This window comes from Flavitalea flava (genome assembly GCF_054461575.1).
Genome location: NZ_JBTLQH010000003.1, coordinates 1 through 13249, shown reverse-complemented (window position 1 = coordinate 13249; position 13249 = coordinate 1). Strand labels below are relative to the sequence as shown.

Below are 13249 nucleotides of genomic sequence, written 5' to 3'. Positions count from 1 at the left end.
GCCGAATAAGCGCCATAAGTTCGCCTTTTGGTTTATTATTCTTTAAATGGTAATTTTTGCGGACGGTCGGCATGAAAAATGAAACCCACATTGAGGGGAAGCCTTAAATTACTTTGCGAAAAAGAACAACTGTATGCGAAAAGTAACAACTGTTTGCAAAAAGGAACAACTGTAAAAATATACTAAGTATCAGCAGATGAAAATGAAAACAACCGAATTTATTGCCCTATCAGCCTGCACTATGACCCTGACGGCTTTGGGAATCGATATCATGCTACCTGCATTTGGACAGCTACGCGAACACTTTGGGCTGAGGCCGGGATCAACTGCAACAGCACAGATCATCTCGTTCTTTTTCATGGGTCAGGTTGCACAGATCATTTTTGGTGCATTCTCTGATCGTTTCGGAAGACTGGCGATCTTAAAAGTCGGGTTCCCCCTCTATATCGCCGGTGGGATAACCGCGGCATTTGCCCCTAGCCTGGAACTCATGCTTGTTGCGCGTTTTGTGGCCGGGATGGGGGCGTCAGCAGTCTTTATGACTACTATGGCGGGTGTTCGTGATCGTTTTGTCGGTGATCAGATGGCACGTATCATGTCCCTGATCTTTACCCTATTCCTGTTCACTCCAATCCTTGCTCCCTTTTTAGGTTTGGCTATTCTGTCCGTTTCATCCTGGCAGATGGTATTCCTCACTCCTCCTCTGTTTGCGGTTATCATATTTCTCTGGTCCCTCAGACTCGAGGAATCCCTTCCCAGCGACAAACGCATCGCTCTGAACTGGAAAAATATTAGTCATTCTATCCGTCAGGTCCTGGGTAACCGGACCTTTCTCCGGTATACCGGTATTACCACCCTTCTTTTCACGACATTAAGTTCGTATGTCGCCAGCTCCGAACATATTGTAGGAGGAATCTACGGCAGACCGGAACTATTTGCCTGGATTTTTGCTGGCATCGGGTTGCTGATGTCTCTTTGCTCCTTTCTGAACTCCCGTCTTTCATCAAGGTATGGTGCACGACGAACCTTAAGAGGGCTTCTTCTCGTCTATGCCCTTATAGGAAGCCTCCTGCTGCTGTTCACCTTCTTTTTCGGTGATCCGCCGGGCATGCTCCCCTTCTTCATTGCCGTAGCCCTGCTAATGGCTATTAATATTGCCGTCGAGCCAAACAGCAGTGCTTTGGCCCTGGAGCCAATGGGAAATATGGCAGGTATGGCCTCAGCTATTTACGGGACTTCTTTCTTTTTTATTGGGGCAACATTGGGATCCGTCATTAGTCGCTTGATGGTCAATGGAGTTGCTCCCCTTGTCCTGAGTTTTTTTGTCATTGGGCTGATCACTGTTCTCCTGGTGTTCAGCGATCCAATGCGGCGTTCAAAAGCTGAATAAGCCAGCGTTAACTTTCAATCATATTGTTTCATCCAAAAAATTTCAATAATTTGATAAAAGCAGAACCGCTATAAAGTTCCCTTTCATCAGGAAACGTAAAAATATGCTTGGAATGAATAAAAAAATTTACATATTAATCATTTCTTTTTCAGGGCTTTCTGTCGCATGTAGCCTATGGCAGGGGATAACCGGTTTGTTGATCGGCGCAAAATTTTATTTTCTGGACTCCTTTGTTCCGTGGTTTTGGTTAGTAAATGTAGTCTCCCTCGCAGGAGCAATACTTCTTTTAAAGTACTATTACGCCCGAAAGTATTGGTTTGCCTTTTCTACCGGAACAATTTTAGCCATCGCAAACGCCTGTAATGCTTTTGTCACCTATATGATAATCGCATCAGGGAAACTGGGAACATTAAGAACCCCGGTGGTAGTTTTTCTCATAATGGCCTCTATCGTATATGGAGTAAGTCTTATATTTTCGAGCACAGGAAAAAGACCCTGGCTAAAGGCATCCGGATTTTTAATCCTCTTTCTTTCGTCCATTTTAGGATCAATTTTTATCTGGAGCCTGGTTTCCCCCGTTTCCCAAATAAACAATACCCTGGGAAAGATTTCGCAATGGACATCCCTGGCCACTTGCCTGATTCCCCTCCTGTTTATCTTCCATTTCATAAGTGAAAGCAGACTGGTAAAGAAGGAAAACAGGGATATGCCTGTTCAGGAATCTTTTGAAAATACAATGGGTTTTGTGGGAATAGCAGGTTTTATAGGAATGCTGACTTTCGGCATAATGATAACTTCAGAAAGTTATTCGTCCTTATACTGGGATAAACGGAATTTTGAAAAGACTAAAGAGTTGGCAGCACTTTTTGAAGCCAGGATATTTGTTAACCCTAAAGGTGATACCCTTCTTTACCGATTACTAAAACCTTTGAACTACGATTCCACCAGAAAATATCCGCTTGTCGTATCCCTGCCCTATGGAGGTCAACCAGGAACGGATAAAATAAGACAAATCGAAGGAGCGGCTGCGGCTGAAATCTTATCCGGTGAGATGGAAAGAAAAACATACCCTGCCTTTCTTTTTATCCCCAACTGCCCGCCGGGTTCAGGCTGGGGAGGTATTCCGAATTATCCGTCAGTAGATTCCCTGGTATATCAAGCTATTGCTTCATTGGATACCCAGTTTGCCATAGATGCAAAAAGACGATACGTAACAGGAATTTCAAGAGGCGGGTATGGAACCTGGAATTTTATCTGTACCCGGCCGGATCTATTTGCCGCGGCTATACCTGTCTGTGGCGGAGTCGACCCCAAACGCGCTCCTGCTATTGTAAATATACCTGTATGGGCCTTCCATGGCGAAAAGGATAAACACGTCCCGGTCAAGGGCTCAAGGGATATGATAAGCGCGATCCGGAAAGCAGGCGGAAATCCAAAATATACCGAGTTTCCCAATGAAGGCCATAACATCTGGTACCAGGTAAGTATCACACCAGGTTTGTGGGATTGGCTGTTTGCCCAGAAACGGGACTGAAACAACATAAAGGTTTTCACTTATATACCATGCCATATTTACGGGCTAATAATGAAATTTCATCCTTCGATTTTGCCTTAAAAGTTGTTCCCTTCAATGTCCCGATATGCCTAAAAAAATCTTCAAATCCGGCAGGAGTATAACCGAATGTAAATACCATTGATTCCGTACCGGTATTTTTAAGCCCATGCCATGTGCCTTTCGGTACAAATGCAGTGGCTCCCCCTTTAATAGGGATTTCTTCATCTTCTAAAAGGAAAATGCCACTACCCTTTTGAAAAAAGAATATTTCATCTTCATTCAGGTGTTTGTGAATGGATATACCATTTCCGGGCAATATCTCTTCCGTACAAATGGAAATCGTATCAATGTTGTCAACTGTCTTTGAAACTGTAATGGTAATTGGCGTATTTTCCCTTACAAAATAGGTTTCTCCTTCTTCAGCTTGCCGTACAATTCCCTTTCCAGGCAAATTATTCTCAACATTTGATTTAGCGAATGAAAGTATGGAGGGGGCCAGAAATCCCAATGCTGCGGTATGCAGGAAATTCCTTCTATTCTTCATAAATAATCAATTTTGATTAATATAGAGAAATTTAACCAGGTTTAATAGCCTTTTACACTTTCCCATGAGATGTTCGCGGTTTTAAGTCCTTTGGACTCCGCGTTCAATCTGATCGTTCCTGGCCGGCCAGCTTTACTTCTAACGATCACGAGGCATAAACCGTTGAATGCCGCACGTTCCGGCGAAAGGAAGGATACAAGATCCGCTGCATTGCCGTTATCTGTTGCGACGATCCTCCCCGGACCTTCCATCGAAAATTTAAGGGAATTTTTTGCATCCGGCACGGTTAACCCATTCTTATCAGCCACCCGTACAGTGACAAAGGTGAGGTCCCGTCCGTCAGCCAACAGGATCGGATGATCAACGGAAAGCTGCAGCATGTATGGTTCATCCGTTGTTCTCAAAATATCCTCAGCCCATTTCTTTTATTCTCCGGGAGGAGCCGAATTTCCTTGAACCGGCCACACAAAGAATTACGCCAACGGTGATACTTAACATCCCCATGCTCACTTTTTCGTGAAGTATGGTAGCGGCCAGGGTCAGTCCAAAAAATGGCTGCAAGAGCTGCAGTTGCCCCACGGCTGCAATACCGCCCTGGGCTAACCCGCGATACCAGAATATAAAACCAATCAGCATACTGAACAGGGAAACATAAGCCAGGCCGATCCAGGCCGGCGCACCAATTGCCGCGAATGACACCGGAAGCTGCAATAACATTATAGGCGCCATAAATGGTAAGGACAGAACCAATGCCCAGGAGATCACCTGCCATCCTCCCAGTGTTTTTGACAATTTTGCTCCTTCGGCATAACCGAGGCCGCACAAAATTATGGCCAGCAACATCAGGACATCTCCGACAGGTGAAGCGGAGAGGCCCCGGGCAATGGCAAAACCTATAACCAATAAACTTCCTAAAACCGAGAATAACCAGAATGCAGGACGGGGACGCTCTGCTCCGCGAATGACACCGAATATTGCCGTCATAAGCGGTAACAAGCCCACGAATACAATGGAATGAGCAGACGTCACATACTGCAAGGCCAGCGCTGTCAGCATCGGAAATCCAACAACGACACCTAAAGCAACAATCGCCAGCGGGAAAACCTGTCCCCTTGCAGGCCGCTTCGCCTTAAAAATCAGAAGGAGGAAAAGAGCAAGCAGTCCTGCAATGGTTGCCCGGGCAACCGTTAAAAAAACCGGTGCGAAATCCAGGACAGCCGTTCTGGTTGCAGGTAGGGAGCCGCTGAATATCAATACGCCGATGAACCCATTTATCCAACCTTTGTTATTGTTCTCTGTTGTTTTGCCTGTATTAATTTTACTTCCAGTCATGATAGGGTGATCATTTTTTTATGGATGCAAAATAAAGAAGGAATAGACACTAAAACAGTCTCAGTTTTGTGTATTTCAATGGACACAGTTAATTTTGCAGTATGAGTAAAGATTATCTGTATACTGAAATTTCCCGGGGAATTGCCGGACAGATCACCGGTGGGGTGTTAAAATCCGGAGACAGATTGCCTTCTGTAAGGAGGTTATGTGCCGAACATGGTATTAGTATGAATACCGCAAAGAGGGTGTTCCTGGAACTGGAAGCTTTATCCCTGATCGTCTCCAAACCGCAGTCGGGTTATTTTGTAAACCGGCTGCCTTACCTAAAACTTCCCCTTCCGACAGTAAGCCGGCCATCCTCTTTAGCTAAAAATAACGAGCCGGATGAACTGATCAGTAAAGTCTATGCCAATATGGCCAATGATCATCTCACCCTTTTTTCCATCGGAGTTCCCTCCGGAGATCTGCTGCCATTGGCAAAATTGAAAAAGGAAATAGTGCAGGCAACCCGGGAACTCAGAGAAGGCGGAACAGAATACGAACCCTTGCAGGGCAATGTAAAATTGCGGAGGATGATCGCTGCCCGCTCCATAGGGTGGGGAGGAAACTTGCAGGAAAATGAGCTGATAACGACCAACGGGGGTATGAACGCTCTCTCTTTTTGCCTGATGGCCCTGGGAAAACCGGGAGACACCATCGCCATGGAAAGCCCCTGTTATCCCGGTATTTTACAGCTGGCGAGAAGTCTCGGTCTTAAAATACTGGAACTGCCAACCCACCCTGTCACGGGCATAGAGATGGATGCCTTAAAAAAAGCCCTTCCCAAAATTGATCTTTGCCTGCTGGTTCCTAATTTCAACACTCCGCTCGGCAGTTGTATGCCCGATGAACATAAAAAGGAAGTCGTTGACCTTTTGTCCAAACATAATATTCCACTGATTGAAGATGACATATATGGCGACCTCTATTTCGGTACGATACGTCCAAAATGCTGCAAATCATTTGATAAAGGTGGCAATGTTTTATGGTGCGGTTCCGTCTCAAAAACCCTGGCGCCAGGTTATCGGGTGGGCTGGGTCGCACCGGGCAAATACAAAGAAAAGCTGCTAAAGCTGAAACTGGTCCATTCCATATCTTCCGCTACTATCGTACAGGAAGCGGTTGGCAATTTTCTGAAAATGGGTAAGTATGATAATCATTTGCGACAGTTACGCCGGACCTTGATGGAAAATTATCAAAATTATGTCCATGCCATAGCCCAATATTTTCCGGAGGGAACCAAAACAAGCAGACCTCAGGGCGGTCTCGCTCTTTGGGTTGAATTCAGCAAAGGAACCGATACGGTGGAACTTTATGATCTGGCGATTAAACAAGGTATCAGCATTGCGCCGGGGCGAATGTTTACCCTGCAAAATCAATTTGAAAATTGTATGAGACTTTGTATTGGCCTGCCCTGGTCAGAGGAAATAAGGTTTAAATTAAAACAACTGGGAACTCTGGCGAAAATGATTTGAATTTGAGGGGAAAATATCTTTAACCGCCCGTTTTGCCGCATGATACCCGCACAAGCCATGTACTCCGCCGCCCGGGGGAGTAGAGGATGAACAGATATATATCCCTTTTGCAGAGGTGCGGTAAGGGCTGGCTCTCAGTGCCGGCCTGGTGAAAAGTTGACTGATATCAATAGCACCTCCGTTGATATCACCTCCTATATAATTGGCATTATAGGCCTCCAATCCTACAGTATCGAAAACATGCCGGGCAAGGATCCTGTCCCGGAAACCGGGAGCGAAACGCTCTACCTGCGCTTCGATAATTTGCGTGCAGTCGGTCTCTGATCCGTTCGGTACATGACAGTAAGCCCAGGCGGTATGTTTTCCGAGCGGCACCCTTGTCGGATCGAACTGGCTTTGCTGGGCCAGCAGGACAAAGGGTTTCTCCGGGTGCCTCCCTTTCCAGGTTTGTGCCTCGCTTTCGGCAATCTCCTCCAGCGTGCCGCCGAGGTGAATCGTTGCAGCCTGTCTGCAATCTTCGTTGGTAAAAGGGATGGGGCCATCCAGGGCCCAATCGACTTTGAAAATGCCCATTCCATACCGGAATCGTTGTAATTGTGCCTTATACAGCGCCGAAAACCGATGACCCGCTATATTCAGCAACTGCCGGGGACTTGTGTCAAAGAGGACACATTGACTGGAAGGTAGCTGCGCCAGGCTGGTAACAGGAAAATTCGTTTCGATTTTTCCTCCCAGCGATAAAAAATAGCTGGCCATAGCCCCGGCGATGGAGGCAGAACCACCTTTTGCCATGGGCCATCCATGAAGATGTCCGGCAATGGAGAGCACCAGGCCTATCGCAGAAGTCCCCAATTTGGACAACGGGAGAATGGAATGCGCCGCCATGCCACTCCAAAGAGCCCTCGCTTCGGGTGTACCGAAACGACGGGCAAGGGTGAGCGCCGGGGATAAGGCTTTCAGACCGAATCTGGCCATGTCCAGGGGGTGACGGGGAAACCGAAGCGGCCCAAGGGCATCGGTTTCCAGCCCGGGCCAGTCTTTTAGGAGCGGGCGGAATAAGTTGAGCCAGGCAGATTCATCGTCCCCCAGGGATAAAGCCGTCTTTTCCAACGAAGGATACAGACAGGCAGCGTGACCGTTATCCAAAGGATGTGCGGCACAAACAGGCGGAAGGACGAACTGCAGACCGTGTTTGTCAAGGGGCAGGGTGCGCAGGAAAGGAGAAACGGCCGCCATGGGATGGATCGCCGAACACACATCATGCCGAAAACCGGGCAAGGTCAGCTCTTCGGTGCGCATGCCTCCTCCGATAGTTGTTTTTGCCTCCAGCAACAGGACCGAAAGACCGGCGCGTTGAAGCGTGATGGCGGCAGCCAGACCGTTTGGTCCCGATCCTACTACCACTGCGTCAAAATCTCTCTTTTCTAAACGATTCAATTTATATACATTTTTGGAGGTTAAAAATTATCGCCCTCCCATTTAAATCAGGGGCAAAGATAGCTTTTAACGGGTTGTTGAATGGTTATAGAAAGGAACAGGTCCGCAAAAAATGCGGACCTGTTCCGGTTGATAATAACAGAGGTTGTTTTTTAAAGCCAGAATTGACTTTTGGTATTATGTCTCCTGAATTTTCTGACTGCCTCGAAATTGTTTCTGAGTAGTTTGTTGTCAACACATTCTAATAGAAGAACTGTTCCAATACGATCTGGCCATCTTTCACTTCATACAGCATGATCTCCTTGATCAGTATTCTTCCGAATCCTTTCACAGTAATATCTTTCTCCCTTGCCACCGTAAAATGATTGCCGGTTACAAGGGGTTCGGACGTATACAATTTGTGAGCGCCTTCGATCTTTTTTACAAAATCCTCACCTTTTTTTCGAACCGCAGCTTTGCCTTCCGCATTACCGAAATAAGGAGAGTTGGGCGGATCGATGCTTTTTACATTATCTGCAAAAAGCTCATCCTGTATGTCGAACCATTTTTCCTGCTGTGCAAGTTCATTGAATCGCGTTGCTACCTGTTGTGTTGTCATTGCTGTTTTGATTGCTGTCATTGTTCTATTTTTTTGATGGTGATTTATCTCCGATCATCCGGATTGTTTCAAGCGTTGCTGAGGACAATTGCTGGTTAATTGATCGTTTCATGATGAGTAACTTTATAGTTACGCAAATATATAAGTAACTTCTGAGTTACGCAAATATTTTTAAGGAGCTTTTAAAAGAAAAAGAAAAATCCAGGTAGGCAGTCAAATTCTTTTACGCGGCTTTTCGAGAAAAAAAATGAGATCCCCTACCCCATGACCGAACCATCTTGCCTTTTGTCGGGTAGCGAATCTGATTATTTAAATTTCATTGGATGATTATTTTACTTAGCTTTGCCACCTGCAATAGCTAAAATTTGCAAAGTCTTAACCTTCTTCTCGCATGCCGTTTTTAGGCATCCCGCTTTCGTAATTAAATACTCATTTTCCTAGGATTATTTTATTAAAATTGAAGATAATGGAATCGAGTAAGGTGCTCACCGATAATGAATATCGGTATTGGCTACTAGAGATAAAGAGGAAAGTGCAACAGGCCCAATTAAAAGCTGCAGCAAGCGTTAATAATGTCTTAATTGAAATATATTGGGATCTGGGAAAGGAGATAACTTTAAGGGAAAAAGATTTCTCTTTTGGTGAAAATTTTATTGGGCAGGTTGCTACTGATTTGAAACGTGAATTCCCTGGAATAAAAGGTTTTTCCCGAAGAAATCTTTATGCGATCCGACAATGGTATTTGTTCTTTTCCAACTTTGGAGAAGTTGTGCACCAGCCCGTTGCACAACTTCCATGGAGGCACCAGTTATTGCTGATTCAGAAATTTAAAGAACTGGAAATCATTTTATTATATGCCAATGCTGTCCACAAAAATAGCTGGTCACGAGATTCACTCGAAGTAAATATTAAAAATGGGTACCATTTAAGGGCCGGGAAGGCGGACCATAATTTCCAATTAACCTTGCCAAAGCCTCAATCTGATTTGGCGGTAGAAACAATTAAGGATCCTTATCACTTTGATTTTCTAGGACTTAATGATCAATCTAAGGAAAGAGAAATTGAGAATGAGTTGACCCAAAGAATTACGGAGTTTATGCTGGAGCTTGGAAAGGGATTTGCGTTCGTCGGCAGGCAGTACAAATTGGAAATAAGTGAATCAGACTACTTTCTCGATTTACTGTTTTATCATCTCCATCTCCGATGCTATGTTGTTATTGAACTGAAAGCAGGTAAATTCAAACCTGAATATGCTGGCAAACTAAATTATTACCTTTCCGCAGTAGATACCCAATTAAAAAAGCCCATAGACAATCCTTCAATTGGCATTCTCCTTTGTCGCCTGAAAGATAAGATCGATGTAGAATATGCTCTTCGCGATATTAAGAGGTATAAGGAAATAAGATGAAAGAGCCCTTCCTTTGAAGAGCTCTTTCATCCCTGGTTATGATTTGAACAGCTCCGTTATTCCTTTCAGATATCCATCGAATTCTTCCTCAAATTGTTTCACCAGTTTGGCCTTTGCTTCAGGAGTTCCACCAATGGAAGCGTTCCAACTTACCTTTATCGTATTGGGGCTTTCCCCATTCGTTGTTTTCATTACCAGGAGAATTCCTTCTATACCGGCAGGAAAAGGAGCCGCCAGTTCGATAACACAGACCCCTGGCGTCTCGCCCGCCGGGTTAAGCAATTGAACTTTTCCTTTCCGTTCTGACCCGTCTTTCAGGGTAAGTACAAATTCGTGGTATCCGCCGGATCCCTCACTACCTAATGATACAGCAGTGACATACCCATTCGCATATTTCGGCAACTCTTTCAAATTACTCATCTGCGCCCATACCTTATCCATGGTTCCGTTAACGACAACCGCTTTTTCTACGGCGTAAACTATTACCTGGGCCGAGCCCATCTGCGCTTTAGCGCCGGTAATAGTAAAAAAACAGACAAAACAAAAAATAAATTGTTTCATTTTTTCCGATTAAAGATTATGCATTAAAAATTATCTGGAAGGATCCCGCGCTATTCCTTTAAAAACCCATGGCAGGCATGGCTATGGACTCCTCCGACGGGGCCATTGTTTTGTTCTTAAGGATGGCCTCGATGTCTGCCTCCGAATCCGGGCCATAACCGGTAAACGTCCGTATGATTTTCCCATTCGGATCAACGATATAGAAGGTAGGCACCCCGCTGAACTGGAACTGCTTCATAGTCTCGTCCATATTAGGACTTAACAATTGCTCCCAGGGCATTTTCTCTTCACCAACGGCCTTTCTCCATGCATTTTTATCGGCATCGATGGAAATGCTCACAATTTCAAACCCATCGGGATGCTGCTTGCCATATAATTCCTTGACCTTGGGGATCGCCTGCCGGCAGGGACCGCACCAGCTTGCCCAGAAATCGATCAGCAGGTATTTGCCTTTATATTTTTTCAACCCCTGCATTTTTCCATTACCGTCAGGATAAGAAATGGAAGGGATCGGCTTTCCCGGTTTCACTTTCCGGGCCAATTCGCGATTGGTAATAATGGTTTGTTTGGCCTCTTTAGCTTCTGTCAGCCAGGGATATTTTCCGATCAGTCTATCCAATGACTGCAGGGCATAATCGTATTTACCGGTGCTTTCCGCACCAGTCATGCTCCTTAATCCATACAAAACTACCGGGCGATCCTTATATACCTTGAATAACAGGTCGGTCCGCTCATGCAGGTCCCTGGTCATGGAGTCGTACCTTGGCGTGATTTTCAAGTGGGTTATCCAGGTGGAGTCTTTTGCCTTATATTCCTGCGCATAATATTCCTCATTGTATTCATCGATCATCCGGAGATAGCTGAGCTGTTCGATATGTTCGAACAGGTTGATAAAATTATTATCCATGGAGCCATCCACAAAATTATAATGAGGGATCTTTACTTTATACAAAGAGGTATCATACCCGCGCATCTCCATATTCACATCCGCATCGCTCCAGAAACTGGCCCGATCCCAGCCTTGTAAGGCTTCCACGTGATAGATACCTGGGTGGTCCTGTTTGAGAACGAACCGGAATGATTTTTTATCCTCACTGACCGTGACCGAATCAATGAGTTTGGGCTTTCCGGACATCATTTCTTTAAAAAGCCGGACCTTCTTGTCTCCTTTTGGGTCGATAAATTGGAGGCTTCCTTTTACCGTAATCGTCTTTGGAAGGGCCGCAGTTTGTGCATGCAGCAGGATAGGTCCCAAGACTAATAGTATAGTCGGAGCCCAAATTCTTGAGAAAACGTTTCTTCTTTTCATCGTCTGATTAATAATGTTTGATTTTAATGATGAATTGCTTCTTCCTTATTGCATCGGCACCATCGGCACCATCGTGGCGGCCGGGATCACGTTTTTCTCTCCTGGTTTCCCGGCACCTGGTGTTAATGCATTGCTTAACTCGCCGAACATCGATGCCAATTTCTCTTCTACCGGTCCTTTGCTACCCTCGTCAAAACCAACCTGCTTGGCTACGATCCTACCCTGCGGATCTATCAAATAGGTGGTAGGCACCCCTGTTACGGCAAAACCGATATGATTAATGTCCTTTGTATCCAAGGCCTGTGACCAGGGATTATTTTCTTCCTTGACCGCTTTCAGCCAGGATTTTTTATTCTCATCGATAGAAATGCTATAGATCTCAAAGCCCTTGTTCTTGTATTGATGGTAGATCTTCCGCATGGTCGGGAATGATGCGCGACAGGGAACACACCAGCTCGCCCAGAAATCGATCATGACATATTTGCCCTTGAACTGATCAAAGGAGACCGGCTTGTCCTGGGGATCGGGCAAGATGAAATTGGCAACCATTTTCCCGATACCGGAGTTTTTCTCCCCCTGAATGAAATTATAGAATTTCATCCCCTCATCGGATTTCTTCATACCCTCGGAGAGCATATTGTATAGCTGTAGCTGCCGATCTACGGAATTAATGCCCCGGGCATTGACCGACAATACATAAACACTTGCATTTGCATCCGGGTGTTCTCTCAGCAGGGTTTCAAGGAGGGGTAGCACAAAAGCTTCCTGCAGGGAATCATTCAATTCCTGTTTCTTTGCATAGCGGGGATCTTTTTCTTCCATCTGCCACCAATCCTGCCCGAAGCGTTCTCCCAGGACCTTGTTTATTTTAAGATTGGCGGCATCCTGCTCATTTTCATAATTACTAAACAACATCATCCCCTCCTGTCCTTTCAAAATGGATTCATGCATTCCTTTGCTGATATCCGAAGTGATATAGTAGGTACCGGGCCCGTCGATCAGGATACCGAAAGGGCGGTACATTTGCCCTTCCTTCGTTATATATTCCGGCAATAGCATTTTCTGGACGATCCCGTTAAATGGAAATTCAAAACGGTAATGCCCGTCCTTGATTACGGCGGAATCCTGGCCCATGCGGTTATAGGTATACATGAGATTATGTCCTTTCAAATCTCCTGTCATCGTGCCTTCGATCACGACCTTTCCTGTCTTCTTGCCTGCCTGCGCATGCAGGCCAAACACCGCCATCATCATGGCTACGCTAACAATCATTTTTTTCATCTTCATAAATTTTGTCTTTACTAATTCGTAATCCGTTTTGCTTTTATATTTGTTTTACTAATCGTGATGCCTATCCCGGTGCGACAAATTTTAAATAGGCGCATGGTCCCATCATTTCCGGCTGTTCCGCAACGCATAGCGTATTGAGTTCGGCACGCGACAAATTCAAAGGGTAAGCGTGACGAACTCAACGAGTAAATCCAGGTATTTCAGCCTGAAGTTCTCACAGAACCGGACGTGATGCTCACGCATCATCCGGCTCCTATTATCCAACCGATGGCAATGCGCCAATGGTCCAGTGAGCGAACAGTTCGGGTTGT

Annotated in this window: 12 protein-coding genes; 4 read left to right on the top strand and 8 right to left on the bottom strand. The window is 45.4% G+C overall.

Annotation, left to right across the window (positions count from 1 at the left end; all coding sequences use genetic code 11):
- The first annotated feature begins 202 nt into the window (after window positions 1-202).
- Together ACX0G9_RS04695 and ACX0G9_RS04690 are read left to right on the top strand one after the other, a co-directional pair.
- Complete coding sequence (locus tag ACX0G9_RS04695; RefSeq protein WP_459063698.1) at window positions 203-1390, top strand: MFS transporter; 1188 nt, start codon at window positions 203-205, stop codon at window positions 1388-1390.
- A 112-nt stretch (window positions 1391-1502) separates the two neighbouring features.
- Window positions 1503-2924: a carboxylesterase family protein gene (locus ACX0G9_RS04690; RefSeq protein WP_459063697.1), complete on the top strand. Its 1422-nt coding sequence runs from the start codon at window positions 1503-1505 to the stop codon at window positions 2922-2924.
- Window positions 2925-2940: 16 nt separating this feature from the next.
- Here the strand turns inward: ACX0G9_RS04690 and ACX0G9_RS04685 are convergent, their stop codons facing one another.
- The 3 genes from ACX0G9_RS04685 to ACX0G9_RS04675 form a co-directional block, all read right to left on the bottom strand.
- A complete protein-coding gene (locus tag ACX0G9_RS04685; RefSeq protein WP_459063696.1) occupies window positions 2941-3453 on the bottom strand; it encodes a cupin domain-containing protein in 513 nt (170 codons plus the stop codon).
- Window positions 3454-3530: 77 nt separating this feature from the next.
- Window positions 3531-3893 (bottom strand): hypothetical protein, encoded by a 363-nt coding sequence (locus ACX0G9_RS04680; RefSeq protein ID WP_459063695.1) that lies wholly within the window; start codon window positions 3891-3893, stop codon window positions 3531-3533.
- A gap of 7 nt (window positions 3894-3900) precedes the next feature.
- Window positions 3901-4821 (bottom strand): DMT family transporter, encoded by a 921-nt coding sequence (locus tag ACX0G9_RS04675; RefSeq protein ID WP_459063694.1) that lies wholly within the window; start codon window positions 4819-4821, stop codon window positions 3901-3903.
- Window positions 4822-4922: 101 nt separating this feature from the next.
- On the opposite strand from ACX0G9_RS04675, the gene ACX0G9_RS04670 reads away from it, so the two are divergent.
- Window positions 4923-6335, top strand: a complete 1413-nt coding sequence (locus ACX0G9_RS04670) for an aminotransferase-like domain-containing protein (protein ID WP_459063693.1) — start codon at window positions 4923-4925, stop codon at window positions 6333-6335.
- Here ACX0G9_RS04670 and ACX0G9_RS04665 read toward each other — a convergent pair.
- Both ACX0G9_RS04665 and ACX0G9_RS04660 read right to left on the bottom strand, forming a co-directional pair.
- Window positions 6300-7772 (bottom strand): phytoene desaturase family protein, encoded by a 1473-nt coding sequence (locus ACX0G9_RS04665; protein WP_459063692.1) that lies wholly within the window; start codon window positions 7770-7772, stop codon window positions 6300-6302. The genes ACX0G9_RS04670 and ACX0G9_RS04665 overlap by 36 nt on opposite strands.
- A 241-nt stretch (window positions 7773-8013) precedes the next feature.
- A complete protein-coding gene (locus ACX0G9_RS04660) occupies window positions 8014-8391 on the bottom strand; it encodes a SnoaL-like domain-containing protein (protein ID WP_459063691.1) in 378 nt (125 codons plus the stop codon).
- A gap of 445 nt (window positions 8392-8836) precedes the next feature.
- Between ACX0G9_RS04660 and ACX0G9_RS04655 the strand changes: the two genes are divergently transcribed.
- Complete coding sequence (locus ACX0G9_RS04655; protein ID WP_459063690.1) at window positions 8837-9778, top strand: PDDEXK nuclease domain-containing protein; 942 nt, start codon at window positions 8837-8839, stop codon at window positions 9776-9778.
- A gap of 36 nt (window positions 9779-9814) precedes the next feature.
- Here ACX0G9_RS04655 and ACX0G9_RS04650 read toward each other — a convergent pair whose 3' ends face one another.
- From ACX0G9_RS04650 to ACX0G9_RS04640, 3 genes are all read right to left on the bottom strand, one after another.
- Window positions 9815-10339 (bottom strand): hypothetical protein, encoded by a 525-nt coding sequence (locus ACX0G9_RS04650; RefSeq protein ID WP_459063689.1) that lies wholly within the window; start codon window positions 10337-10339, stop codon window positions 9815-9817.
- Window positions 10340-10397: 58 nt separating this feature from the next.
- Window positions 10398-11594, bottom strand: coding sequence for a TlpA family protein disulfide reductase (locus ACX0G9_RS04645; RefSeq protein WP_459063688.1), 1197 nt, complete (start codon window positions 11592-11594; stop codon window positions 10398-10400).
- Between the two features lie 99 nt (window positions 11595-11693).
- Window positions 11694-12929: a TlpA family protein disulfide reductase gene (locus ACX0G9_RS04640; RefSeq protein WP_459063687.1), complete on the bottom strand. Its 1236-nt coding sequence runs from the start codon at window positions 12927-12929 to the stop codon at window positions 11694-11696.
- Window positions 12930-13249 lie beyond the last annotated feature (320 nt).

What these genes read in the sequence shown, in the direction of transcription:
- ACX0G9_RS04695 (WP_459063698.1), top strand. Translation starts at nt 203, where the DNA reads ATGAAAACAACCGAATTTATTGCCCTATCAGCCTGCACTATGACCCTG.
- ACX0G9_RS04690 (WP_459063697.1), top strand. Translation starts at nt 1,503, where the DNA reads ATGAATAAAAAAATTTACATATTAATCATTTCTTTTTCAGGGCTTTCT.
- ACX0G9_RS04675 (WP_459063694.1), bottom strand. Translation starts at nt 4,821, where the DNA reads ATGACTGGAAGTAAAATTAATACAGGCAAAACAACAGAGAACAATAAC.
- ACX0G9_RS04670 (WP_459063693.1), top strand. Translation starts at nt 4,923, where the DNA reads ATGAGTAAAGATTATCTGTATACTGAAATTTCCCGGGGAATTGCCGGA.
- ACX0G9_RS04660 (WP_459063691.1), bottom strand. Translation starts at nt 8,391, where the DNA reads ATGACAGCAATCAAAACAGCAATGACAACACAACAGGTAGCAACGCGA.
- ACX0G9_RS04655 (WP_459063690.1), top strand. Translation starts at nt 8,837, where the DNA reads ATGGAATCGAGTAAGGTGCTCACCGATAATGAATATCGGTATTGGCTA.
- ACX0G9_RS04650 (WP_459063689.1), bottom strand. Translation starts at nt 10,339, where the DNA reads ATGAAACAATTTATTTTTTGTTTTGTCTGTTTTTTTACTATTACCGGC.
- ACX0G9_RS04640 (WP_459063687.1), bottom strand. Translation starts at nt 12,929, where the DNA reads ATGAAAAAAATGATTGTTAGCGTAGCCATGATGATGGCGGTGTTTGGC.